General features: G+C 69.3%; 21 protein-coding genes and 1 tRNA gene. 10 read left to right on the plus strand and 12 right to left on the minus strand.

The window, feature by feature from the left end:
* Positions 1 to 1,590 (plus strand): MBL fold metallo-hydrolase, encoded by a 1,590-nt coding sequence (locus G4D85_RS39905; protein WP_164019500.1) that lies wholly within the window; start codon positions 1 to 3, stop codon positions 1,588 to 1,590.
* A 17-nt stretch (positions 1,591 to 1,607) separates the two neighbouring features.
* Positions 1,608 to 3,209, plus strand: a complete 1,602-nt coding sequence (locus G4D85_RS39910) for an MBL fold metallo-hydrolase (protein WP_164019501.1) — start codon at positions 1,608 to 1,610, stop codon at positions 3,207 to 3,209.
* Between the two features lie 54 nt (positions 3,210 to 3,263).
* Here G4D85_RS39910 and cysC read toward each other — a convergent pair whose 3' ends face one another.
* From cysC to cysD, 3 genes are read right to left on the minus strand one after another with little or no spacing between them, the layout of a single operon-like run.
* Positions 3,264 to 3,821, minus strand: a complete 558-nt coding sequence (cysC, locus tag G4D85_RS39915) for an adenylyl-sulfate kinase (RefSeq protein ID WP_164019502.1) — start codon at positions 3,819 to 3,821, stop codon at positions 3,264 to 3,266.
* A gap of 5 nt (positions 3,822 to 3,826) precedes the next feature.
* Positions 3,827 to 5,089, minus strand: coding sequence for a sulfate adenylyltransferase subunit 1 (locus G4D85_RS39920; protein WP_164019503.1), 1,263 nt, complete (start codon positions 5,087 to 5,089; stop codon positions 3,827 to 3,829).
* The gene (gene cysD / locus G4D85_RS39925; RefSeq protein WP_164019504.1) at positions 5,089 to 6,021 is read right to left on the minus strand and encodes a sulfate adenylyltransferase subunit CysD; all 933 of its coding nucleotides are present in this window, start codon (positions 6,019 to 6,021) and stop codon (positions 5,089 to 5,091) included. The genes G4D85_RS39920 and cysD overlap by 1 nt, the downstream gene beginning before the upstream one ends.
* Positions 6,022 to 6,160: 139 nt before the next feature.
* Between cysD and G4D85_RS39930 the strand changes: the two genes are divergently transcribed.
* Together G4D85_RS39930 and G4D85_RS39935 are read left to right on the plus strand one after the other, a co-directional pair.
* A complete protein-coding gene (locus tag G4D85_RS39930) occupies positions 6,161 to 6,973 on the plus strand; it encodes a GNAT family N-acetyltransferase (RefSeq protein WP_164019505.1) in 813 nt (270 codons plus the stop codon).
* A gap of 37 nt (positions 6,974 to 7,010) precedes the next feature.
* Positions 7,011 to 7,796: a thioesterase II family protein gene (locus tag G4D85_RS39935; RefSeq protein ID WP_205525909.1), complete on the plus strand. Its 786-nt coding sequence runs from the start codon at positions 7,011 to 7,013 to the stop codon at positions 7,794 to 7,796.
* A 15-nt stretch (positions 7,797 to 7,811) separates the two neighbouring features.
* On the opposite strand, the gene G4D85_RS39940 is transcribed toward G4D85_RS39935, so the two are convergent.
* A complete protein-coding gene (locus G4D85_RS39940) occupies positions 7,812 to 8,588 on the minus strand; it encodes a 4'-phosphopantetheinyl transferase family protein (RefSeq protein ID WP_164019507.1) in 777 nt (258 codons plus the stop codon).
* Between the two features lie 101 nt (positions 8,589 to 8,689).
* Between G4D85_RS39940 and G4D85_RS39945 the strand changes: the two genes are divergently transcribed.
* Positions 8,690 to 9,901 (plus strand): phosphatase domain-containing protein, encoded by a 1,212-nt coding sequence (locus tag G4D85_RS39945; protein WP_164019508.1) that lies wholly within the window; start codon positions 8,690 to 8,692, stop codon positions 9,899 to 9,901.
* On the opposite strand, the gene G4D85_RS39950 is transcribed toward G4D85_RS39945, so the two are convergent.
* Entirely contained in the window at positions 9,873 to 12,623 is a 2,751-nt protein-coding gene (locus tag G4D85_RS39950) for a galactose oxidase-like domain-containing protein (protein ID WP_164019509.1), read from the minus strand. The two genes, G4D85_RS39945 and G4D85_RS39950, sit on opposite strands and share 29 nt — an antisense overlap.
* Before the next feature lie 273 nt (positions 12,624 to 12,896).
* Between G4D85_RS39950 and G4D85_RS39955 the strand changes: the two genes are divergently transcribed.
* The 4 genes from G4D85_RS39955 to G4D85_RS39970 all read left to right on the plus strand — a co-directional run bounded on the left by G4D85_RS39955 (position 12,897) and on the right by G4D85_RS39970 (position 17,135).
* Complete coding sequence (locus G4D85_RS39955; RefSeq protein ID WP_164019510.1) at positions 12,897 to 14,150, plus strand: glycosyltransferase family 2 protein; 1,254 nt, start codon at positions 12,897 to 12,899, stop codon at positions 14,148 to 14,150.
* Entirely contained in the window at positions 14,147 to 15,247 is a 1,101-nt protein-coding gene (locus G4D85_RS39960) for a coiled-coil domain-containing protein (protein WP_164019511.1), read from the plus strand. The genes G4D85_RS39955 and G4D85_RS39960 overlap by 4 nt, the downstream gene beginning before the upstream one ends.
* A gap of 32 nt (positions 15,248 to 15,279) precedes the next feature.
* Positions 15,280 to 16,416 carry a hypothetical protein gene (locus G4D85_RS39965; RefSeq protein ID WP_164019512.1) on the plus strand — a complete coding sequence of 379 codons (1,137 nt, stop codon included), beginning with the start codon at positions 15,280 to 15,282 and terminating at the stop codon, positions 16,414 to 16,416.
* 149 nt (positions 16,417 to 16,565) lie between these two features.
* A complete protein-coding gene (locus G4D85_RS39970) occupies positions 16,566 to 17,135 on the plus strand; it encodes a hypothetical protein (RefSeq protein WP_240359782.1) in 570 nt (189 codons plus the stop codon).
* Between the two features lie 11 nt (positions 17,136 to 17,146).
* Here the strand turns inward: G4D85_RS39970 and G4D85_RS39975 are convergent, their stop codons facing one another.
* On the minus strand, positions 17,147 to 18,763 hold the full coding sequence (locus tag G4D85_RS39975) for a Rieske 2Fe-2S domain-containing protein (RefSeq protein ID WP_164019514.1): 1,617 nt from the start codon (positions 18,761 to 18,763) through the stop codon (positions 17,147 to 17,149).
* Positions 18,764 to 19,039: 276 nt separating this feature from the next.
* Complete coding sequence (locus G4D85_RS39980) at positions 19,040 to 20,143, minus strand: carbohydrate-binding protein (protein ID WP_164019515.1); 1,104 nt, start codon at positions 20,141 to 20,143, stop codon at positions 19,040 to 19,042.
* Between the two features lie 374 nt (positions 20,144 to 20,517).
* Here G4D85_RS39980 and G4D85_RS39985 point away from each other — a divergent pair, with 374 nt between their 5' ends.
* Positions 20,518 to 21,495 (plus strand): TerC family protein, encoded by a 978-nt coding sequence (locus G4D85_RS39985; RefSeq protein WP_164019516.1) that lies wholly within the window; start codon positions 20,518 to 20,520, stop codon positions 21,493 to 21,495.
* 47 nt (positions 21,496 to 21,542) lie between these two features.
* Here the strand turns inward: G4D85_RS39985 and G4D85_RS39990 are convergent, their stop codons facing one another.
* From G4D85_RS39990 to G4D85_RS40010, 5 genes are all read right to left on the minus strand, one after another.
* Positions 21,543 to 21,845, minus strand: coding sequence for a hypothetical protein (locus G4D85_RS39990; RefSeq protein WP_164019621.1), 303 nt, complete (start codon positions 21,843 to 21,845; stop codon positions 21,543 to 21,545).
* 188 nt (positions 21,846 to 22,033) lie between these two features.
* Positions 22,034 to 22,105 (minus strand) — tRNA-Val (locus tag G4D85_RS39995).
* 79 nt (positions 22,106 to 22,184) lie between these two features.
* Positions 22,185 to 22,454: a hypothetical protein gene (locus G4D85_RS40000; protein ID WP_164019517.1), complete on the minus strand. Its 270-nt coding sequence runs from the start codon at positions 22,452 to 22,454 to the stop codon at positions 22,185 to 22,187.
* 16 nt (positions 22,455 to 22,470) lie between these two features.
* Positions 22,471 to 22,896, minus strand: coding sequence for an SCP2 sterol-binding domain-containing protein (locus G4D85_RS40005; protein WP_164019518.1), 426 nt, complete (start codon positions 22,894 to 22,896; stop codon positions 22,471 to 22,473).
* A 10-nt stretch (positions 22,897 to 22,906) separates the two neighbouring features.
* Positions 22,907 to 24,523, minus strand: a complete 1,617-nt coding sequence (locus G4D85_RS40010) for an Hsp70 family protein (RefSeq protein ID WP_164019519.1) — start codon at positions 24,521 to 24,523, stop codon at positions 22,907 to 22,909.
* Between the last annotated feature and the right edge of the window lie 60 nt (positions 24,524 to 24,583).

Genomic DNA, 24,583 nt, shown 5'->3' on the forward strand with positions numbered 1-24,583 from the left:
ATGCTGGACCGCCCGATGTACCTCAAGCCGAACGTCGCCATCGAGCCGCTCTACAACCAATGGTACGTCTGGTGGTACCTGCTGTCGCCCGCGACGGCTCCGCTGTTCGTGACGAACCTGCACCAGAAGCTGATGCAGTCCTTCGTCGCCAACCCGGACGTCCACGTGGCGGCGCTGAAGAACCCGCTGCTGATGGGCGGCCCCTTCATCAACCACCCGGCGTCGCGCGTGGGAATGGTGAAGGAGCTGCTGGAGCGCACGCAGCGCGAGCAGGCGCACATGCTCGCGTACACCAAGGCCCTGGCGGAGCTCGAGCAGCTCATGGCGCCCAACAACGGTGGCTCGCTGGAGTCGCTCTACGCCAAGGTCCCCGACCTGCTGCGCGGCTACGTGGAGCTGACGTACGACCTGAGCCACCGCGCCAGCGCGCGGGTCATCGAGCCGCTGCTGTACCGCAGCCACTTCTACCAGGAGTCCTCGCAGAGCGTGACGCTCAACGTGGTGGACGGCGACTGGCGCCCGTACATCTTCAGCACGCCGCGCCTGGAGGGGGACTCGCCCCTGTGGCTGAAGGTGCCCTTCAAGCATGAAGGCCTGGACGCGCTGTTCCGCATGCGCCACACCGCCGGCTCCCCGGGCCAGGTCGCGGAGATGCTGGGCGTGCCTGGCAGCGCCGCCGACGCCTTCGCCAACCTCTTCACGGAGGCGGAGCCGCGCCGCGCGGAGCGCTACACGGGCGAGGGCGTGCGCGTGCGCTACTTCGGCCATGCCTGCGTGCTGCTGGAGACGAAGGAGGTCAGCATCCTCACGGACCCCGTCATCAGCTACGAGTTCCCCACGGAGCTGCCGCGCTACACGCACTCGGACCTGCCCGAGCACATCGACTACGTGGTCCTCACCCACGGCCACGCCGACCACCTGATGATGGAGACGCTCCTCCAGCTCCGGCACCGGGTGGGCACCATCATCGTCCCGCGCAACAACGGCAACTCGATAGCGGACCCCTCGCTGCGGCTGATGCTGCACCACACCGGCTTCAAGAACGTGGTGGAGATCGACGACCTGCAGGAGATTCAGGTGCCGGGCGGCTCCATCACCGGCCTGCCCTTCCTCGGCGAGCACAGCGACCTCGCCATCCAGGCGAAGACGGCGCACCTCGTCCGGCTGGGCGGCAAGTCGATGCTGATGGCGGCGGACTCCAACGCGATTGAGCCGCGCCTGTACCAGCACCTGCGCGACATCGTCGGCACCATCGACGTGCTCTTCCTCGGCATGGAGTGCGAGGGCGGCCCCATGAGCTGGATGTATGGCCCGCTGCTGAGCAACCCGCTCCCTCGGAAGATGGACCAGGCACGCCGGCTCAATGGCTCCGACAGCGCCCGCGCCGTGGAGATCACCAACTACCTCTCCCCCAAGGAGGTCTACGTCTACGCGATGGGCCAGGAGCCGTGGCTGCGCCACGTGATGATCCTCGTGTACGACGACAAGGCGCCGCAGATGATCGAGTCGAACAAGTTCCTGGAGCACTGCCGCGGCAAGGGCATCCAGGCCGAGCGCCCCTACGTCCGGATGGAGCGCATCCTCAAGTAGTCCGCCAGAGACACCCCATGACAACTTCGTCCCTCTACCGCTTCGCGGACCACACGCTTGTCGAGCCCCTCGTCCAGGACTGGACGGCCTGGTGGATGACGGTGGCCCCGGTCCCCGCCAGCCTCCACACCCATGCGTACCTGGTGCCCCTGCTGAAGAACTACCTGCAGAGCCCGGACTTCCACGCCCGCGCGGCGAGGGACCCGGCGCTCAGCGGCACCTCCTTCGTGGGCATCCCCGCGGCGCGTGCGGGCGAGGTGAAGGACCTGCTCCAGCGCATGCAGACGGAGCAGGAGGACCGCATCAAGCTGGCCGAGGCGCTGGAGGAGTTCCAGGGCTGGCTGCTGGCGGAGGCCAAGGGGCAGTCGCTGGAGCCGCTCTACGAGAAGGTGCCCGAGCCGCTGCGCGGCCTGGTGGAGCTCGTCTACGACTACCACAACCGCCCGTCCGTCCGGATCCTCGAGGGGCTCACGTACCGCAGCCGCTTCCACAAGCCGGAGCTGCAGTCGCTGCGCCTGTCGCGGCTGGAGCGCGATGACCGCGCCTCCATGATGGCCACGCCGCGCCTCCTGGAGGCGGGACAGCTCGACTGGAAGGTGCCCTTCCAGGACGAGCGGCTGGACCGGCTGTTCAGCCTGGACCTGGAGCCGAAGCCGCTGGGCTGGATTCGCGACCTGCTGGGCCCGGCGGTGAAGGACGACGCGGAGCTGCTGCCGCTGCTGTCCGAGGCGCCGCTCCCTCCGCCTCCGGAGCCGTGGAACGGCCCGGTGCCGCGGGTGCGCTACGTGGGCCACGCGTGCGTGCTGGTGGAGTGGAAGGGCACCACGATTCTGATGGACGCCGTGGTGCCGGTGCGCCCCAGCGCCGGTGGCATGGAGCGCATCTCCTTCACGGACCTGCCGCGCCGCATCGACTACGTCATCATCACCCACAGCCACCCGGACCACTGGGACTTCGAGACGCTGCTGCGCCTGCGGCAGCGGGTGGGCCACCTGGTGGTGCCGCGCTCCGGCGGGCTCATGGTGGGCGACTACTCGCTGAGCCTCCTGGCCCGCTCGCTGGGCTTCCGGAGCGTGCTGGAGCCGCAGGCCCTGGACCCCATCTCCATCCCCGACGGCGAAATCATGGCCGCGCCCTTCCTGGGCGAGCACGGCGACCTCAACCACTCCAAGTCCTCGTGGATCATCCGCACCGGCAACGAGCGCCTGTTCTTCGCCGCGGACTCCACCTGCGTGGATGACGCCCTCTACCGGAACCTGCAGCAGATGGTGGGCGACATGCACACCGTGTTCATGAACACGGAGATTGAGGGCGCGCCACACACGTGGATGATGGAGGCGCTGTTCCCCAAGAAGCGCGACCGGAAGATGGAGAAGAACCGGCGCTGCCGCGGCAGCAACACGCCCGAGGGGCTGCGGATGCTGGGGATGCTGGGAGCGAAGCGGCTCTACAACTACGCCATGGGCCTGGAGCCCTGGATGGAGCACATCATCGGCCCTCCGGCCACCATGGAGACGCCTCGCATGAAGGAGTCCGACCGGCTCCTCGCCGAGTGCCGCGAGCGCGGCATCGCCGCGAAGCGGCTGCACGGCTCCGCCACCTTCACGCTGGAGGGATGAGCGCGTCCGGGCCCCCAGGCCAGGCCTGGGGGCCTCTACAGCGGGCTGGAAGCGTCAGGCCGCGGCGACGGAAGCCACGAGGCCGCTCGCGCGCAGCACGTCCAGCACGCGCGCCAGCCCGACCTCCACCGGCTCCGCGTCCGAGCGGACGATGGCCTCGGGCGTCTCCGGGGCCTCGTACGGGTCCGACACGCCGGTGAAGTGGAGAATCTCTCCGGCCAGCGCCTTCTTGTAGAGCCCCTTCACGTCCCGGGCGATGAGCGCGTCCAGGCTGGCCTGGATGTAGACCTCCACGAAGGGGATGCCCTTCGCGGCGGCCATCTGGCGCACCTCGTCGCGCGAGCTCCGGTACGGGGAGATGGCGGCGACGATGACACCCACGCCGTGGCGGGCCAGCAGCATGGCCACCTTGCCGATGCGGCGCACATTCTCATCGCGGTCCTCGCGGGAGAAGCCCAGCCCGCGCGACAACCAGGTGCGCACCTCGTCACCGTCCAGCAACTCCACCGCCCGCATGGGCTCCAGCTGCGCGCACAGCGCACGGGACAGCGTGCTCTTGCCCGCACCGGACATGCCCGTCAGCCAGAGGATGAAACCCGGAGCTTCTCGCATCGTCGTCATCCTCGAATCGCGGGGCCGTTGATCATCCCGGCACCCACCGTGGCGTTCGTCGCCTCGTCGATGAGGATGAAGCTGCCGGTGTGGCGGTTGCGCCGGTACTCGTCGAAGAACAGGGGGACGGTGGTGCGCAGCGTCACCCGGCCGATTTCGTTGAGCTTGAGCTCCGTGCCGTCCTCGTCGCGGTGGAGCGAGTTCACATCCAGCCGGTAGTGCAGCTGCTTGACCATCGCCCGCGCCGAGCGCGTGGTGTGCTTGATGGCCAGCCGCGCGCCGGGCCGCAGCGCCGAGGACTCCGACAGCCAGCACACCATGGCATCGATGTCCTGCCCGACGTGGGGCGGATTGCCCGGCCGGCAGAGCATGTCGCCGCGGCTGATGTCCAGCTCCTCGGCCAGCGACACGTTCACCGCCATGGGGGGAAAGGCCTCTGTCAGGGGCTTCCCCGCCAGCTCCAGCGCGCGGATGCGGGTGGTGAAGCCGGAGGGCAGCACCATCACCTCGTCGTCCGGGCGCAGCACGCCGCCCAACACCTGCCCGGCGTAGGCCCGGTAGTCGTGGTGCTTCGTGGACATGGGGCGGATGACGCTCTGGACCGGGAAGCGCACGTGGATGAGGTTCCGGTCAGACGCGATGTGCACGTTCTCCAGGTGGTGCAGGAGCGTGGACCCCTGGTACCAGGGCATCCGTTCCGAGCGCGTCACCACGTTGTCCCCGCCCAGCGCGGAGATGGGGATGAACGTGAGGTCCGACACGTCCAGCTTCATGGAGAACCGGCGGAACTCCTCGCGGATGCCCTCGAAGACGGCCGCGTCGAAGCCCACCAGGTCCATCTTGTTGATGCAGAGCACCAGGTGCGGCACGCGCAGCAGCGAGGCGATGAAGGCATGGCGGCGCGTCTGCTCCAGCACGCCCTTGCGCGCGTCCACCAGGATGAGCGCCAGGTCCGCCGTGGACGCGCCCGTCACCATGTTGCGCGTGTACTGCACGTGCCCGGGGGTGTCCGCGATGATGAACTTGCGCTTCACCGTGGCGAAGTAGCGGTACGCCACGTCGATGGTGATGCCCTGCTCTCGCTCGGCCTTCAGGCCGTCCAGCAGCAGCGCCAGGTTGACGTACTCGTCCCCGCGCGCGCGGCTGGTGCGCTCCACCGCCGCGAGCTGGTCCTCGAGGATGGACCGGGTGTCGTGGAGCAGCCGGCCGATGAGCGTGCTCTTGCCGTCGTCGACGGAGCCCGCGGTCGCGAAACGAAGCAGTTCCACTAGAAGTAGCCCTCACGCTTGCGGTCTTCCATCGCCGTCTCGCTGAACTTGTCGTCCGCGCGGCTGGCCCCCCGCTCGGTGACGCGCGAGGCGCGAATCTCGGTGACGACCTGCTCCACCGTGGTGGCCGTGGACTCGACACACGCGGTGCAGGTCATGTCGCCCACGGTGCGGAAGCGCACCTCGGCCGTGGAGACCTGCTCTCCCGGCATCAGCTGGAGGTACGGCGACCACGCCATCAGCATGCCGTCGCGGCGGAACACCTCGCGGCGGTGGCTGAAGTAGATGGACGGCAGCGCCACGCGCTCCTGGTCGATGTACTGCCAGATGTCCAGCTCGGTCCAGTTGGACAGGGGGAAGACGCGCAGGTGCTCACCCCTGCGGTGGCGGCCGTTGTAGAGGCTCCACAGCTCCGGGCGCTGGTTCTTCGGGTCCCACTGGCCGAACTCGTCGCGGAACGAGAACACGCGCTCCTTCGCGCGGGCCTTCTCCTCGTCGCGCCGGGCCCCACCGAACACGGCGTTGAACTGGTGCTGTTCAATGGCCTCCAGCAGCGGCACCGTCTGCGCGCGGTTGCGCGAGGCGCGCGGGCCCTTCTCCTCCGCCACGCGGCCACCGTCGATGGCCTCCTGCACCGAGGCGACGATGAGCCGCGCGCCCAGCTCCGCCACGCGCGCGTCCCGGTACTGGAGCACCTCCGGGAAGTTGTGCCCGGTGTCCACGTGCATCAACGGGAAGGGCAGCGGCGCGGGCGCGAAGGCCTTCACCGCCAGGTGCAGCATCACCGCCGAGTCCTTCCCTCCCGAGAACAGGAGCACCGGACGGTCCAGCTCGGCCGCCACCTCGCGGATGATGAAGATGGACTCGGCTTCCAGGGCCTCGAGGTGTGACAGCTCGTAGCTCACGCGCGGCAAGCTATCACAGACCTTCATCAGCCCCGCCAATGCCTGAAACCCATGACACTCCGCGCAACGCGCAAGCCTTGAGGGGACGTGTGTGAGTTCCGCGCTCCCGCGCGCGGTGCCTCACGGGCAGTGCGGATTCCAGGGCAGACTGGAGGTGAGGTGGCCCATGGACGCCGAGACGTTGCCTCATCCGGAGCCACGCAGGCTGGCGTGGCGCATCGAGCAGGCGCAGGCGGAGCAGGTGGACCAGACGCCCCTGCCCGGACGCGTGGGGCGGCCCTCGCTGCATGTGGCGGGAGGACGGGCCATCTACACGGGACCGCGCGCGCTGTACTCCGTCGCGCTGGGGGTGGGGCTGGGCGGCGTGGTGGGCGCGGAGGACGTGGACCGCATCGAGGCGCTGCTGGGCCAGGACGGCGGCGCGGTCCGCATCGAGCTGGGCCCCTTCTGCGACGCCTCGCTGGGGAGGGAGCTGGCGCGGCGGGGCTATGCCGTGGAGTACTTCCAGCTCGTCTGGTGGCGCCGTCCGGGAGCGGTGCCGCCGCCTCCTCCGGGGGTGACGGTGCGCCCATTGGTGCCGGGCGAGGAGCACATGTGGGCGGGGCTCTTCTTCCACGCCTACGCGGGGCGGCCCGCCTCGGCGGACGTGGAGCTGGCGGGCGGCCTGAACCTGACGCGCACGCCGTGCAACACCTGCTTCCTGGCCTGCGTGGACGGCGAGCCGCGCGGCGTGGGCGTGGTGTCCGCCACGGCCGGCGTGGCGCTGCTGTCGGGGGACGGCGTCCCCTGGCCCTACCAGGGACGGGGGCTGCAGGTGGCGCTCATCCACGCACGGCTGGCCTGGGCGGCCGAGCAGGGCTGCGACGTGGCCACCGCCGCGACGGAGCCCTCCACGGCGTCACAGCGCAGCTACGAGAAGGCGGGCTTCCGGTGCGCGTACCCCAAGCTCATCATGGTGCGCACACCGCCGGGGGCTTGACCCCTTTTCCGTGCCCGTGCGACAGAGCGTGTCAGCCATGCGAAGCGCGACCACCCCGAGCCCGAATCCCCCTGACCGCTGGTTCCCCACGCGGAAGCCCCTGACGGACCCGCGCATGCGGCTGTTCTGCTTCCCGTTCGCCGGTGGCAGCGCGGCCATCTACAACGCGTGGGGCGCCGGCATGCCCGCGGGCGTGGAGCTGTGCCCCGTGCAGCTCCCCGGCCGCGAGCGGCGGCTGATGGAGAAGCCCATCGACAGCCTGCCCGCGCTGGTGGACGCGCTGCTGCCCGTGCTCGCGCCGCTGCTGGACCGGCCCTTCGCCTTCTTCGGCTACAGCATGGGCTCGCGCATCTCCCTGGAGGTGACGCGCCGCCTGCACGTGCGCAACGGCCCCATGCCCCGCGGCCTGATGATGGCCGCCGCCGGCCCGCCGCGTGAGAACGAGCGGGAGCCCATCCATCACCTGCCCGAGGCGGAGTTCATCGCCCACCTGCGCAAGTACGACGGCACGCCGGAGGAAATCCTCCAGCACCGCGAGCTGCTGGAGCTGCTGCTGCCCACGCTGCGCGCGGACTTCGCGCTCGCCTGGTGGGAGAACGGCAACCACGCGGTGAAGCTCGACGTCCCCATCTCCGCCCTGGGCGCGGTGGGCGACACGCACGTGCCCGTGGCCAAACTGGAGCGCTGGCAGGAGGAGACGAAGAGCGAGGACTTCCGCGTGCGCCACTTCCCCGGCGGCCACTTCTTCATCCGCCAGCAGCAGGACGCCATCCTCGCCGCGGTGCGCGAGGACCTCGGGCGCTGGATGGCGTCCCCGGCCTGAGCCGCCCTGCCCCGCTCACGCCGCCTGGATGCGGGGCGGCGTCGTGTCCCCGGACAGCGGCACGGTGAACTGCCAGCGCACGCTGAGCGGCAGGCCCCGCGCCCGCTTCAGCGCCACCGCCGCCTGGTGCCGCTCCGAGGGACGCAGCTGCACGAACTGCCACGCGTCCGGCTCGTCCCGCATCCGCGCGTCGAAGGAGACGCGCGGCGACTGGCCCGCCTCCAGGTGGAAGGCGAACTGGTCCAGCGGCAGCGACAGCCCCGCGCCGCGCGCCTTGATGTACGACTCCTTCAGCGTCCAGTACTCGAAGAAGCGCTCCCGGTGGCGCTCGGGCGGCAGCGAGCGCAGCGCCGCCACCTCCGAGGCCGCGAAGTAGTGGTCGGCGATCTCCGCCGTCTCCCCGTCCCGCTGCGCATCCTCCACGTCCGCGCCCAGCTCCGCTCCCGTCCCCACCGCCACCAGCGCCATGCCGTCCGTGTGGGACAGGTTGAAGCGCAGCTTCGTGCCCCACTCGCCCTGCACCTCCGGCCGCCCGTAGGCGTTGGTCGCGAACGTCCACGCTTGCGGCGCCACCGGCGCGTAGCGCGAGAGCGTCAGCCGCACCAGCGCATGACTCACCAGGTATTGCCGCTGGTGGCGCTCGAAGCGGAAGCGGCGCTGCTTCTCGCGCTCCCTCGCATCCAGCAGCCCCCAGTAGGCCTCCAGCAACTGCCGGTCGTCGATGCGCTCCGGCTCGACAATCCACACGTGGACCTCGTCCGGCTTCAACTCCAGGTGGGTGACGGTCGACATGGCCCTACCTCTACCACGCCGGGACGCACCCCGCGTAGGCTCGCAGGCTCGGACGCAGGCCCGCGCCGACGCAATGACACACCGGGCCGGGGGGATGAACCATGGACCTGACTGCCGCGACGAAGAAGCTGGAGACGCTGCGCACCCTCATGGCCGGCCACACGGACACCTCCGAGGAGCGCCGCATCCTGGAGCTGCTCACCGGGGCCACCGCCGCGGAGCTCAACTTCCTGCTGACCAACGTGGACCTGGAAGCCCTGCTGAGTGACATGGACGACCGCGTCCTCGGCCCGGACCACCACACCGCCCTGCTGGACCTGCTGTGCTCCCGGCGAGCGGCCGAGCTGTCGCTGCCCGTGCGGGCCAGCCTGGTGACGGCGCTCCAGGTGGGCACCACCCATCTCGAGGGAGAGCGCCGCGTGCGGGACTTGTTCCTCGGGCTGCGCGGCCGGGAGCTGACCACCTTCAAGAACCTGCTCGACGCGGGCGGCAACCACCAGGACCTGGAGAAGCTCCTGTTCGACGACGTGGACGACCCGGCCCTGCGCGAGGAAATCCTCGCCCACATCCGCCGCGAGGCCGAGGCCACGCCCAGCGGAGAGAACAAGGTCCTCAGCGACATCGACGACACCTTCTACGCGAACCTCAAGGACCAGCGGTATCCGTCCAAGACGGTGTACCCGGGCGTGCTCGCCTTCTACTCGGAGCTGGACCGCGGCCCCGGCCTCATCCCCGGCCGGGAGGGGGACCTCACCTTCGTCACCGCGCGTCCCATGGACGCGCTGGGCGTGGTGGAGAACATGACGCTGGACACGCTGCGCGAGCACGGCGTCCCGCCGCCCGCCGTGCTCTCCGGCAGCTTCGCCCACCTCCTCGGCAACTCGCGCATCGCCGACAAGAAGTTCGACAACTTCCAGCGCTACATCCGCGCCTTCCCCGAGTACGGCTTCGTCTTCGTGGGAGACAGCGGCCAGGGCGACGTGGAGTTCGGCGACCGGATGCTGGCGGCGGCGCCGCAAGCGGTGCACGCCGTGTTCATCCACGACGTGGTGGACACGCCCGAGGCCACCCGCCAGTCCTGGCGCGAGAAGCGCGTCTACTTCTTCGACACCTACGTGGGCGCAGCGATTGAGGCCTTCAACCAGGGCGTCATCTCCCGGGACGGCGTGGCGCGAGTCGCCCGCGCCGCCCAGGAGTCCATGGCCGGCATCGCCTTCAAGTCGCCCGGCCAGCGCGAGGCCCGGCAGCAGGAGCTGGAGAGAGACCTCCAGCGGGCTGCGGCGCTCATCTCCCCGCCGGTGGCGGGACGCTGATTCCCAGCTCCAGGGACAGGTCGAAGGTCAGGTCGGGCGACGTCGCGCCCACCTGCTTCACCACGACGGCGAGGGTGTTCTCCCCTTGCACGAACACCTCCGGCAACAGTGACTCCGTTGCGCTGGAGTTCTCCGCGCCCGCGTTCGCGTACTTCGCGTGCACGGTGTTGCTGGCGCTCACGTTGCGGACGAGCACCTGCGTCCCATTCACGTACACCACGATGCCGTCGTCATAGAGCACGTCCAGCGTGGCGCTCGTCACCTGGCCGGACACGGTGATCTTCTTGCGGAAGTAGGTGCTCGTCTGCGACGGCGTGGTCCGCAGCAGCACGGTCGTCTCGTCCCCGTCGCCGTAGCCGAGCTGCCCCGCGCCGGAGGGCCACGCGCCATCGTCGAAGCCCGCCGTCTTCCAGGACGCCCCCGGGTCCACCCCGCTGTCCTGGTACTTCCAGGTGGAGCGCCAGGGGATGAGCAGCTCCCGCCGCACGGTGGAGATGGAGAAGACGCCGTTGCTCACATCCACCGGAGTGCCCCCACCGGCGCGGGACACGCGCACCAGCGCATGTGCGGTAGGCAGGTTGGGCACCTGCCAGGTGTAGACGCCCGTGTTCGCCACCGCGGAGGCGATGGGCGCCCAGTTGGCGCCCTCGTCCGTCGACAGCGCCAGGTCCACGGTGGGCACGCTGCCGCTGGTGTTCCAGCGGATGGTGGAAGAGGTGCCGACAATCAGCTCCTCACCGCCGTTGGGCGAGACCAGGGTGAGCGTGTCGGGTGCGGGCCCGTCGTCGCTCAGCTCCACCTCCAGTCCCAGGGCGAAGGTCAGGTCCTCGGAGGTGGCGCTCACCTGCTTCACCATGACGGCGATGACGTTGTGCCCCACCACGAAGGGGTTGCCCGACAGCGGCACGGCGGTACGGACGTACGCGTTGCTCGCCGAGTCGGAGGCATACGCGCCGTGCTCCAGGCCGCTGTCCAGGTTCTTCGCGAACACGGGCACGCCGTTGACCCACACGCCGACGCCGTCGTCGAAGAGCAGCTCCAATTGCGCGCGGGTGACGGGCCTGTCCAGGGTGAGGTCCTTGCGGAAGTACACCGAGGACTGCGACGGCGACGTGCGCGGCAGCTCCGTCCCCTCGTCGTCGTCCCCATAGCCGAGCTGCCCCGGACCCGAACTCCACGCGGAGTCGTCGAAGTCCCGGAGCCTCCAGTCCGCACCGGGGTCCACGCCCCGGGCGTCGTACCGCCACACGTCGCTGAACGACACCACCCGCCGGAGCTTCTGCGGCTCCAGTGCCACCGTCACGATCTTCCCCACGGACGGTACGCCCTTGTCGTCGACGAGGAAGAGCATGTACGGGCCCGGAGGCGCCTCCACGTTGGTGGCGGGCGCGGTGATGCTCAGCCCGCCCGCGGTCGGCGTGAAGCCCAGGGTGACGAAGCGTTGCCCCTGGTCGATGGCGTGGGTCGGCGCGCCCAGCCCGATGAGCGTCACCTTGCGGATGGAGGCCGCCTCCGGTGAGGACACGCTGAAGCTCGTGCCCGGCTCCACCACGTCGGGGGCGGAGGCCAGGGTGGGACGCGCACCCTTGAAGAGATACGGCGGCGAGAAGATCTCCATCGTGCGCACGTTGCGGCCCCCGCCGTGCAGGACGCGCCCGTCCGGTAGCAGCAGCGACGTGGCGTGGTACCCATGGAAGTCCTGGGCGGAGGCCAGCTTCGTCCACTTCTCCGTGGCGGGGCTGAAGACCTCCGCGTACTTCACCGCGCCGGAGGCGGTGCTGAAGCCGGTGGCGCTGGAGCCTCCCGTGACGAGCACCGTGCCGTCCGGCAGCATGGTGGCGTTGCACTGCCGCCGGGGCAGCGACATGGAGGCGGTGTAGCGCCACGTCGGCGCCGACTGGTTGAGGTCGATGAGCTCCACGGTGGCCGTGGGCGGGTCCCCTCCTCCGACAATCATCACCTTGCCGTCGAAGTACACCGCCGAGCCGTAGGTGCGGCCTCCGAAGAGGCTGCGGCCGTGCTCCCACCAGGTGCCCGTGCCATTCGTGTCCAGGTACATGGTGGCGCGCCGGGGGGCGGCGAAGAAGAGCTTGCCGTTGGGCGCCACGAACATGCGCGGGTAGTACGGCAGGTCTCTCACCGCGGTGGTCAAATCCCGCAGCGTGTTGGCGGGGCCGCCGCCCGGAGCCCCCGTCTGGTACACCTGCACCAGTTCGTTGGTCATCCCCGCCCCGTGCGTCTCTCCGGAGAGGATGGCCACGTCACCGTTGGGCAGCGTGGTGTTGGTGGGGTACCACCGGAAGTCGTTCATGTCGGGGCCGGGCATCCACGTGTCCGTGGCCCCGTCATAGATGGACGTCTCGGCCAGCCCGATGTGCGAGTCCGTGTGCCCGCCCGTCACCAGCAGCCGTCCGTCGGCGAGGAACGAGTGCCCCGCGCAGAAGATGTTGTAGTCGGGTGTGGCCGCGAACCCGAGCGTGCCGGTGGCGGGGTCCCACAGCACCGGCGGGCCCGAGCCCTCCTCGAACTCGCCGAAGACGAACACCTTCCCGTTGGGGAGGAGGTTGGCGTGCGTGGCGGACAGCGGCCAGGTCCCCAGGTGCGTCCACTGCCCGACTTCCGCTGGCACCTGGGCCCGTGCTCCCGAGGTGAAGGCCAGCACACACGCCCCCAGCAGCACCGCGAGCCCACGCGGTCCCTTGAATCCTGATCCAGATGACATGGCTCCCCCCAGGCGACGCCGCCAGAAGTCCGGGGGCAGAACCTGAGCGGCCCTCGGTCCCTCGTCACCCAGGCCGCGAGTCGCAAGCAATGCCTGGAAGTGGACGTGTCACCGCGGCGTGATGTGCCCACTCATGGTCAGTGGCCCTGTACGCGCGGGCAGTTGGCGGTGGCGCCTGTTCCGCCAACCTTCCGGTCGCTCGTATTGGGGGCCGCGGAAGCGGAGCGCTTCCGTGTGGAAGGAGCTCGTTGGCGTGACGGGGAGCAGGACCTGATGGAGCTCTTTCCCATTCATCTGCTGTTCATCGTGGTGCTGATGAACCGCTACATCCTCGGTCCCTTCCTGCGGCGCCTGCGAGGCCAGCGGTTCGACCGGGTGGACGACACGTTCCTTCCCCGGGTGGCCATCGTCATCCCGCTCTTCAACGAGGGGAAGGGCATCTTCCATGCCGTCCGCAGCCTGCTGGAGCAGGACTATCCCGGCCACCTGCTGCAGATCGTCGTGGTGGATGACTGCTCCAAGGACGACAGCTTCGCCTGGGCGCTGAAGGCCGGAGAGGGGCACGCCAACGTCGTCGTGCTGCGCAACCCGGAGAACATGGGCAAGCGCAAGGGCATCAACCGGGGCGTGAAGGCCGCCGTCGACGCGGAGATCATCGTGTCGGTGGACTCGGACGTCATCGTCGACAAGTCCGCGGTCCGGCAGCTGGTGCGCCGCTTCACCAGTCCCCGCATCGCCGCCGTGGGTGGCCGCACCTTCGTGACGAACCGTCACCAGAACTGGCTGACGCGGATGATTGAAATCAAGTTCCACTTCGCCCAGGAGTGGCTGAAGGACCTGGAGCGCAGCTTCCGGCAGGTGATGTGCCTGACGGGCTGCCTCACCGCGTACCGCCGCCACGTGTTGCTGGAGCTGGAGCCCATCCTCGAGGCCCGCTCCATCGCCGGCGTCCCCATCAAGTACGGCGAGGACCGCTTCCTCACGCGGCAGATCGTCAAGCACAACTACGAGACGGTCTACACGCTGGACGCCTTCTGCTTCACCGCCGCGCCGGCCACGCTGGCCGGGTACTTCTCGCAGCAGCTGCGGTGGCGGCGCTCCAACCTGGTGGACCTGCTGGGGGGCCTGTCTCACGCCTGGCGGCTGCATCCGGTGGTGACGGTCCACTACGTGTCACAGCTCGCGCTGCTGCTCTCGTATCCCGTGGTCATCGTCCACAACGTCCTCAACGGCGAGTTCTGGGACATCCTCGCCTTCCACTTCCTGGTCATCGGCCTGCTGGGCATCATCTACCGGTTCGAGACCCGGCACCTGCCGGACGACCGGCGCGTGCATGGCGCGAGCTTCCTGCCCATGGCGATGCTGATGCCGGTGACCTACGCGCTGTTCACGCCGCTCGCGCTGCTGACACTGGACTCGGGGAGCTGGGAGACGCGGGGCAGTCCCAGCAGCGCTCCGGCCGAGTCGCCCGCGGACAACGGCGGCGGCCTTCCTCCCACCCACGCTGGTGAGGGCTCTCATCCATGAACCAACGCGTCGCCAATCGCATCAACTCCATCGTGGTCTCGGCCTACAAGTTCATGGGCTCGGTGCTGCTGGCGTTGATCATGCTCGGGCTCCTCTCCTTCCTCTCCGTGCAGGGCTTCTTCATGGTGAGCCGGAGCTGGGTGACCCCCACCGTGATGTCGCCCACGGACCAGGAGATCCTCACCCTCAACACCCAGGTTGCGGCGCAGACGTCCGCCCGGGACCACGTGCTCGCGGAGCGGCGCACGGTGGAGAACCGCATCGCGGACGCCGAGCGCACCATCACAGCCGAGCGCGCCTTCCAGCAGCGCTTCCGGGTGGCCCTGCACGGTGAGCGCGCCGCGAGAGCCCGGGTGTCCCGGCGCCTGTCGGAGCTGCGGCGCGAGTACGGCCTGGCCCGGGAGGAGATCCTCACGTCCAACCGCGCCTTCTCCGGCCTGACGCGCGTGCGCACCGACGCGCTGTATGGCGCGCGGCTGCTGGAGCAGGAGGACAAGCTCACCATCAACCACCACCTGGCGCAGCTCGCGCAGAGCAACCTGTCGCTGGCGCAGAGCTCCGTGGACCTGGAGACGCGGCTGGAGTCGCTCAACCGGGAGCTCGCCGGCCTGGCGGCGGTGGAGGGCGGGCTGGGCAAGGACAGCACGCCGGACGGGATGACCACGGACGTGCTGCTGCTGGAGCGCGAGTACACGCACTCGGCGCTGGAGCTGTCCCGCGCGGAGGCCACCCTCAAGAGCCTGCGCGAGGACTTGAAGGCCCTGGACGACGTGGCCCTCCGGTATGCCACGCTGATTGCGTCGCTGCGCGCGTCGCCGTACCTCCGGGCGATTGAAAAAGACCTGACGGTGGCCTTCGTTCCCTACGAGAACCTGCCCCAGGCCGGGCAGGGCACGCCGCTCTATGCCTGCTCGGCCAAGCTGTTCTGGTGTCGAGAGGTGGGCGTGGTGGGCGTGGTGCTGGAGGGCGAGGTGTCCATCAAACATCCCATCCGCCAGTACATGCTCCGGGGGGTGATGGTGGAAATCCAGCTATCGGACTCGCCTGCTGCCCGGGAGGATTTGCTCCACCTGGGCCGTCCCCCGATGCTGCTGTAGATGGCGCCCTCCCGCGGAGGTGGAGACGGTCTATGCGGATGATGCTCACTTGCGGTGCGCTGCTGTCCCTGGCCGCGCGGACCGCGCTGGCGCAGCAGGCGCCTCCTGCCGGGCCGGCGGCTCCGCCCCAGGTAGAGGACCGGGCGGGCGGCTACTGCGACTTCGTGCGTGGCGTGGGCGACGCGGAGGCGGCGCTGGAGCTGGCGCCGGAGCTGTTCGCCGGCTTTGGCCTGGTGAACACGGGTGAGGCCGAGGGTGGCGCAGGCGCCACGGCGCTGGGCAAGCCGAAGTGGCGGCTGACAGCCGGCGTCGGCTACGACTTCGTGGGGCTGTATCGCGGCGGAGCCCTCCGCAAGCGCGCGGAAGCCGAGTGCCGCCGCCAGCGTGCCCTGACCACGCTGGAGGCCGCGATCCACCAGGGCAGCGGCCTGGGCGAGGACTCCGCGCTGGAGGCCCGCGCCCGGGTGCTCCAGGACGCCCTGCCCCGTGCCGAGGAGCTGGTCACCTCGCTGCGCAATGACCTGCGCGAAGGAAGGACGACGCTGGAGGAGTTGAACGCCGTGCAGGTGCGGCTGGACAACCTGCGGGCCCTTGCCACCCACACCGCGCTGACCCGCGAGCGGCTGGCGGCACGGCCTCGCGTTCCGGAAGGCCAGCGGCTCGACACGCTGCTGGAGGAGCTTCAGGCCGCGGACGACGAGGTGGAGGCCGCCTCCGGAGGACTGCGCAGCGCGAAGGCCTGGCAGCTGAGCCTGCGCGGCGGGTACGACGAGCTCATCGACGTGGAGCAGGAGGTCCCCCTCTTCGGGCAGATCACGGTCAGCTACAACCTGGGCCACCTGTGGCAGGGCACGGCCAACGCCCGCGCCCGCGAGGGCCGGCGCCGGGCGACGCTCGAGGACGTGTCGGGCGTGCCCCAGCGGGTGGGCGAGCTGATGGCGGAGCTGCGCTCCGTCCAGCGCACCGAGGAGGGCCGCCTGCGCGAGGTGTCCACCCTGGTGACGGACCTGGAGGGCCAGCTCCGCGAGGTGGAGGCCCTGCAGACGCGGGAGGTCCGCCGCTTCCGCGACTACCTGCTGCTGGAGCTGACCCGGCTGCGGGCGGAGCAGGCCTACCTGCACGCCCATGTGCAGGCGCTCGGCACCTTCCTGGGCGCCGGGACGCCGTGACGCCGCGGCAGCGCCTGGCGGCCTGTGTCGCCGTCGCCATGCTGCTCGGGCTCGGGGGGGTGGCCCTGAGCGCGTCAGACGGGGCCCCGCGGAGAGAAGGTCGGCCCGTGCGAGCGGAAGGTGAACACGGGCGGAAGGAAGCCAGGTCCGTGCAGACGCCCGTGTCGCTGTCCCGGCTGAAGGTCACGCAGGGCGAGCTGCGGCCCGAGCCGGACGGGCAGCTCATCGTCGACGGGCCTCGCATGCGCGCGGTGGTGCCGGGCTCCAAGGCCGCGTCGGCCGAGCTGCGCTTCACGGTGCTGGGGCCCACGGTGCAGCAGGTGGCGCTCGCGTCAGGGGAGCAGCGCCAGCAGGTGGGCCTCAAGCTGCGGGCGCTCGATGGCTGCAACCTGGTCTATGTGATGTGGCGCATCGCCCCGAAGCCGGGCGTCGTCGTCAACTACAAGCGCAACCCGGGGCAGCACACCAGCCGCGAGTGCGGCAACGGGGGCTACACCACCGTGCGTCCCGTGCGCCGGGGCTCCGTGGAAGCACCCGCGCCTGGAAGGCAGCACACGCTGCGTGCCGTGCTCGACGGCCCCCTGCTGCGCGTCTGGGCGGATGGCCGGCTGGCCTGGGAGGGTGAGCTGCCCGCGGAGGCGCTCACCTTCGACGGTCCGGTGGGCCTGCGCTCGGACAACGTGCGCGTGGCCCTCCAGCTCTACAGCCCCCTGCCCTGAAGGCTCGCGCCCTACAGGCGAGGCTGGAGCAGCGATACGGGCGCGGCCGACTTGTCGGCCTTGTCCGGCTCCCGCTCGGACACGGGCTCCGCGCAGAGGCTGGAGGCGTTCTGCGTGCAGCGGCCGCCGTCCTGCATGTCGAACTGCCAGCGGTGCCGGGGACACACGAGGTAGCGGCCCTCCTCCACCCAGCCCTCGGACAGGTCCGCGCCCTGGTGGGGGCAGAACTTCTGGATGGAGAAGCGCTTGCCGCCCACGTCCACCACGGTGCGCTCGCGCTGCGCCTCCGTGGAGCGGATGCCCTCGCAGAACTCGCGCATGTCCTCGATCTCCACGCCCAGGAAGCCGTGGAGCACGGGCTCGTACACATCCGGGTTGCGGCTGAGCCGCAGGCGGAAGGACAGCAGGAAGTCCTCCCAGTTCAGCTTCCGGTCCAGCACCCGCACGATGTCCGCCGCGCGCACCTTCATCGTGTAGCGCACCGCCTCGCGGAGCTCCGGCACCACGTCCACGCGCCGGCCCTTGAAGTCCACCCGGAGCAGCCGCTCGGGCAGCTCCGTCAGCTCCACGTACAGCGGCATGCCCACGCGCTCGTGCAGCTCCAACAGGTCCAGCTTGCGCTGCAGCTCCACGCGCAGCCGCTCGTGAATCTCATCCACCTCGGCGCGCATCATGTTGCGTCGCCGCTCGCGGAAGACGTGCTCCTGCATCGCCGCGTAGTCGCGCAGGTACTGCTCGAGGTTCTCCGGCGTCACGCGCTCCGGGGACAGCGAGACGAACTCCAGCGTGCGCGCGTCCAGCACGTCCCCGGGCATGGGCTCCAGGTAGCGCGTGGCCGCGTCCGGCAGCCGCTTGCGCATGAACTCGAAGAGGTGCGTCGCGTTCGGGAAGATGTTCACCTTCTCGAAGTTGAGGTGGAACTGGGCCGGGTCCAGGAAGCACGCGGGGCCCGCCGCGGCGATGTACGCGCGGGGCTGCACCTGCTCCAGCGCGCGGGCCACCGCCTCGAACTTGCTGTCCCGCTTCTTCAGGGAGATTGCGGAGTACACCTCGGGCGCGTACTCGTAGCAGGTGGGGTGCCAGATGGCCCCGGAGAACTGGGCGGAGAAGACGTCGATGGGCCCCTCCTCCGCGACGATGCGCGCCATCCGGTCATGGAGCTTGCAGTCGTTGAGGTTGAGGAAGCACTGGGTGTCCCCGCGCACCATCACCGCCGAGTCGCGGTTGGTGCCCTGCTCGGAGACGAACAGCTTGATGTAGCCGCCCTTGATGGGGACCTCGCGTCCGTCCTCGCAGGCGATGACGCGCTTGCAGCCGTACTTCGCGAAGACGTCCTGCAGCTCCGAGCGGTGGAAGCGCGGCACCAGCACCGTGAAGTCCCGCCGCTGCACGGTGGCGAGGAACTCCGGGTCGAAGTGGTCCTTGTGCTCGTGGCTGATGTAGAGGAAGCGCTCCTTGCCCGGGGTCTCCAGCTTCTCGCGCACCAACGGGGCCAGGTGGTGGTTTCGAGGGAGCTGCATCCACGCCGAGTCGAAGGCGCCCTGAGGAGAGAGCCACGGGTCCATGACGACGATGGCCCCCGCGGTCTCCACGACGAAGCCGGCGTGGCCCAGGAACGTAATCTGCATGGAGGTCTTCCCTTCCCTTCGGACTCGAGGCGGGCCGGCGGAGCGCCGCGCCCGGACAACGGCCGGCGACTGGCGCGTCGGCGCCCGAAGGCTGGGAACCCTCGGCCACACCTGCCACCTGCCCTCCGGTACAGTGCGGACATCCGTCAGCGGACCTGGCCCGCGTCCACCAGGAAACACGGGGGGCGCGAAGGGCTCTCGCCCTCCACGCCCCCATTGGCTTCACGACGGTGGCTTCACCCGTGTGACGGGGGCGCCACCGAAGCGCACTCCTGACTACGGCTGGATTTCACGGACGGACAGCCACTTGAAGTCCACGTCGTTGGCGTTGTCCCAGCGGAACGTGGCGATGGGGCCACCCCAGCTGATCGGCATGGCACCGACGGCGCCACCGCAATGGTCGGCGTCGCCGCCCCAGTCGCCAGCGTCCACCATGTCGTGGACCTTCTTCCAGGTGACCTTGTCCGCGTTCTCGTTGACGTACAGCTCCAGGCGCACGGCTTCCTTGCCGTTGACGGGGGTGTTGCGCATCACCGCCTTGAAGCCCACCCAGCGGCCCTTGAGCGCCGAGGTGGCGGGCTTGTACGGGGCCTGCTCGTAGGAGACGTGCCACGTCTCCTTCTGCCAGCGGGCACGGCCGTCATAGTGCAGGCCGCCCTTGTAGCTGCTGCCCTCGCAGCCCGAGTGGTCGTCGTTGTGCTTGCCGCCGCGCGCATACCAGTCGAAGTTGTCCGCGCCGTCCTGCGCCGCGTTGAGCTTCACGAAGCCCGTCATCTCCACGTTCTTCCAGTCGTTGGCGGCCTGCATGTAGCCACGGCTGGCCAGCACGTCACGGTCATACGTCGGAATCTTCGCGGCGCTGTAGCCGGTGGACGTGGAGACGCCCATGCGCACCTGGCTGTTCTTCATCTTCCAGGAGCCGTCCGCGTTGCGCGTAATCGTGTTCTGCGGGTCGAAGCGCTTGTCCGCCGTCGGGTTGTCGGCGAGGGACCACTCCTCACCGCCCGCCACCGTCGGGTACAGCTGCGTCACGCCGAACTTGTCCATGCCCGGCTTGTTCGGAGTCGTCGGAGGAGGCGTGGGGGTGGGCGTCGGCTCCGGAGCGGGGCTCGGCTCTGGAGCGGGGCTGGGGTCCGGCGTGGGCACCGGCGTGGGCTCAGGGGTGGGCTCCGGGGTCGGCTCGGGCGTGGGCGCCGGCTCGGTCGGCTGCCCACCGGGCGGCTCGGACGGATCGGGGCTCGGCAGCTGGGGCTGCTCCACGGGCGGCTCGACAGCCCCTGGCGAATCGCTTCCTTCGTTGCCAGGGTTACCGCAGCCGGAAGCGGTGGCCAGCGCGAGCAGGGCACCACAGGTTGAAGCGAGAAATCGGTTCCGGGTCAAGGTTCGGTCCTTCTTCGGGGGGCCGCGAGAGTGACGGGGCCGTGGGCGACGATCGCCGGCGGCCTCCTGAACGCGCCCTCCTCCCCGAAGGCCGGAGCTGCCTTGGGGAGCGGGGACGCCTGGCTGGTCTCGATGGCCCCGTGACTCTTCAGTCCAACCGGGACCGTGCGAAACCCATCCTCCTACCGAACACTTCCCAACTCTTGCCCGGGCACTGGAGCGCCCCCCTGGCCGCCCCTCCACTGGACAGGCCAGCACCTCGACAGACCGCCTGTTGAGCGCCCGCGCACCGTCGACTCTTCGGTTTTCTCGAAGGAGCGGCGCTGGAATCTCTATTTGTCGATGGGTCGGGCGGCTCTTATCTCCACAGCCCTATGGGAAATCTCGAGAGCATCGGCAGTCCGGCCCTATGGGGCGGGTTCATCGTCTTCGTCATCGCGATGCTGGCGCTCGACCTCGGCGTGTTCCACCGCAAGGCGCACGTCGTGAAGTTCAAGGAGGCGCTGGGCTGGAGCGTGGTGTGGGTCAGCCTGTCGCTCGTCTTCAACGCCGTCGTCTGGTGGAAGTTCGGGGCCGAGCCGGGCGTGCAGTTCCTCACCGGCTACCTCATCGAGAAGTCGCTCTCCGTCGACAACATCTTCGTCTTCGTCGTCATCTTCTCCGCGCTGCGCATCCCCGCGCTGTTCCAGCACCGGGTGCTCTTCTGGGGCATCCTCAGCGCGCTGGTGCTGCGGGCCATCATGATCTTCGCGGGCGTGGCCATGCTGGAGCGCTTCCACTGGCTCATCTACGTCTTCGGCGCCTTCCTCATCCTGACGGGCGTGAAGCTCTTCCTGCAGCGCAACAAGGAGGAGCACCCGGAAGACGGCTGGCTGATGCGGTTCGCCCGGCGCACCATCCCCTCGACGAACACGTTCGACGGGCACCACTTCTTCACGAAGGAGAACGCCCGCTGGCTGGCCACGCCGCTCTTCATGGCGCTGCTGCTGGTGGAGGCGTCGGACGTCATCTTCGCGCTCGACTCCATCCCCGCCATCTTCGCGGTGACGAGAGATCCGTTCATCGTCTTCACGTCCAACATCTTCGCCATCCTCGGCCTGCGCTCGATGTTCTTCCTGCTGGCCGGCGCCGTGGAGAAGTTCAGCTACCTGAAGGTGGGCCTGTCCGCGGTGCTCGTCTTCGTCGGTGCGAAGATGTCGCTGGTGGACGTGGTGAAGGTGTCCCCCGCGGTGTCGCTGGGCGTCATCGCCACCCTGCTGGGCGGGAGCATCGTGGCGTCGCTCATCAAGAACCGGAACGCCCCGGCCACTCCGCCCGTCTCCAAGGAGCTCCCGGGGACGTCCGAGGCCTGAGCCGCCCGGCCCGGGGTTTCAGGAGGAGGCCCCTGTCCGGGGCCTCCTCAGGAGGCGGAGGCGAGTGACAGCGCCACGAAGTCCAGCCAGGCGCGCACCGCCTCCTCGAAGTCCTCAATCGGCAGGTGCACCGTGCGCCCGGGAATGGCGTACTCGGTGCGCAGGGTGGCGCGGGCGTAGGTGAGCTCCACGCTCCAGCTGTCCCCCGGCACCTCCCAGGAGCCCCGGCGGGTGGAGCGGAACTCGCCAATCAGCTCGAGCAGTCGCTCCGCCGCGCCCGAGCCGGGCTGGAGCTCGCTGGTGAGGTAGTCCGCCAGCGCGTCGTCCGGAGCCGGAGCCCGAACGACCACGCTTCCCCACGGCTCCCACGTGAAGCGAAGATTTCTCGTCGACACGAGCCCAGGGTGACATGCCTCGCGCCCGCACACACGTGGGGGGCAGTGCGAGGCTACGTACAGTGAACACATGGGCGAATGAGCCGGAAAACGAAGAGGCCGTGAGTCCTGGGTTTCCCCTCGGACTCACGGCCTCTTTGAAGTGGGCGCAGCAGGGATTGAACCTGCGACCCCTGCCGTGTGAAGGCAGTGCTCTACCGCTGAGCTATACGCCCTTGCTGTGTGTGCTGCCGTGTCGGCAACGAACGCGGGGGTAAATGCCATCCGCCCGCGCGGGTGTCAACGCAATTTCGACTACAGGCCGTCGAGCTTCTCCTCCAACTCGCGCAGGCGGCGCTTGAGTCCCGAGAGCTGCTTGCCCAGGGACTTGAACTCGCTGCGGGGCGCGAAGTTGAAGGCCTTCATCAGCTCCTCCTGCCCCCGGTCCAGCGCCTGCTTGCCGCGCTGCACCTTCCCGATGGCGTTGGCGATGGCCATGGCCCGCTTGTCGTCGGCCATGAGCTTCTCCATGGCCTTGCCGGACACGTCCAGCGCCTGCTTCTTCAAGTCGTCCCTGATGCCCATGGTGCCCCTCCCCCGCTCACGGCTCGTCGATGTACTGCGTCTGCAGCTTCGCGAAGACCCGGTCGGCGATGCCCTTGTACTTCATCCGCTCGATGAGCGGCTGCAGGTCGCCCTTCATGGAGATGCGGCGCTTGAGCACCGCCTCCACCGGATCCAACGTGCCGGTCAGCAGCTGCTTCCAGACCGAGTACGGGGCGCGCGCCAGATAGACGGGCTCCAGCTCGTCCAGGTCATCCGGATCCGCCAGCACGCGGGCCTTCTCGATGCGGCAGTCGCCGGGGACGACGTGCACCACGAAGGTCTTCGCCAGCTTGCCCGGCTCGGCCTCGATGATGGCTCCGAAGTCGCCCTTCCAGCCCTTGCCGGCCACGACGCACTCGGGGTCCTCATTGGTGAGACGAACGGCCTCGTCCAACCACTCCTTCGACGGGAACTTCGGCATCACTGACTCCCTAGCCCCTCCGGAAGATGCTCCCGATCCTGGACAGGAGCCCGCCATTGTCGCTGCCGCTGCTGGCCGTGGGGCCCTGCTGCGGGTTGCGCGCGGCGGCTTCCTGGAGCGCCCGCTTCAGCTGCTCCGGCGTGTCACGCGTGGCGAGGTCCACCTTGCGCATGCCACTGGCCTCTTCCACCGTCACCTGGAGCAGACACTCCTCGGTGAGGCGGAAGTCGATCTTCCGGCCCGCGGCGGCGGCCGGTACGCGCACGGTGCCCAGGTACTCGTTGTCCACCAGCATGTCGCTGTCGCCCTGGTAGATGTCCAGCTCGATGAAGGGCGAGCCCGGCTCCTTCGGCGGAGGCAGGCGGAAGCTCTTCACCAGCGGGATGAGCGAGTTCTTCTCGATGATGCGCTTCACGCGGCCGTTGGGCATCGCGTAGCCGATGGGCATGGACAGCGCATCCAGCAGCGTCACCGCGTCGATGCTGCCCAGCGAGTCGCCCAGCAGCGCCGCGCCCAGCGCCACGCACTCGTCCGGGTGGACGCCCTTGCGCGGGGCCTTGCCGAAGTGCGCTTGAATCTTCTGCTGCACCAGGGGCATGCGGCTCTGGCCGCCGACGAGGATGATCTCGTCGATCTCCGCGCGGGAGATGCCCTTCTCCTCCAGCACCCGGTCGCAGATGTCGAAGGTGCGGTCCACCAGGTCGCCGGAGAGGCTGTTGAGGAACTCTCGCGTCAGGGGGATGCGCAGATCCAGCGGCTTGCCCTTGCGCTCGTCGATGAAGGGCAGGTCGATGACGACGTTGGGGATGAGCGTGAGGTCGATCTTCGCCGCTTCCGCCGCGTTCTTGATGCGCTGGAGGGCGATGGGGTTCTCCGTGAGGTCGACCTTGTTCTCCTCGCGGAAGCGCTCCAGCACATACTCCATGATGCGGTTGTCGAAGTCCGTGCCGCCCAGGAAGGTGTCACCGCCGGTGGCGAGCACCTCGAAGACGTTGCCGGCCAAATGCAGCACGGACACGTCGAACGTGCCGCCGCCCAGGTCATAGACGAGGACCTTCTGGTCCAGGCCGCGGTTGAAGCCGTAGGCCAGCGCCGCCGCGGTGGGCTCGTTGACGATGCGCTTCACGTCGAAGCCCGCCAGCCGGCCGGCCTCCTTCACCGCGTTGCGCTGGTTGTCGTTGTAGTAGGCCGGGACGGAGATGACCGCCGCGTCGATGGGGCCGCCCAGGAACTGCTCGGCGATGGTCTTCACCTGGCCCAGCACGAAGCTGGACACATGGGGCAGCGAGTACAGCTTGCCACCCAGCATCACCGCCGCGTCCCCGTTGGGGCCCTCGACGATGTCGTAGGGGAAGTACCCCTTGAGGTCCTCCACCACCTTGGAGTTGAACTTCCGGCCGATCAGCCGCTTCGTCCCCCAGAGGGTGTTGTGGGGGTTGGTGACCATCTGATCCTTGGCCACCCCGCCCACCATCAGGTCGCCACGGGACGACAGGGCGACCACGGACGGAAGGGTCAGGTTGCCGCGATCCGTGGGGACGATCTTCGGGATGCGGTTGCGCACGGAGGCCACCAACGTGTTGGTGGTGCCCAGGTCAATCCCGACGATGCGAGGTCTGTCCGCCATGAAGTTCGGGGGGCGTGGGCCAGTGGAGGCGCGCCTGCCCTCCACTCTCTATCACGTCGC

This window comes from Pyxidicoccus trucidator (assembly GCF_010894435.1).
GTDB lineage: Bacteria > Myxococcota > Myxococcia > Myxococcales > Myxococcaceae > Myxococcus > Myxococcus trucidator.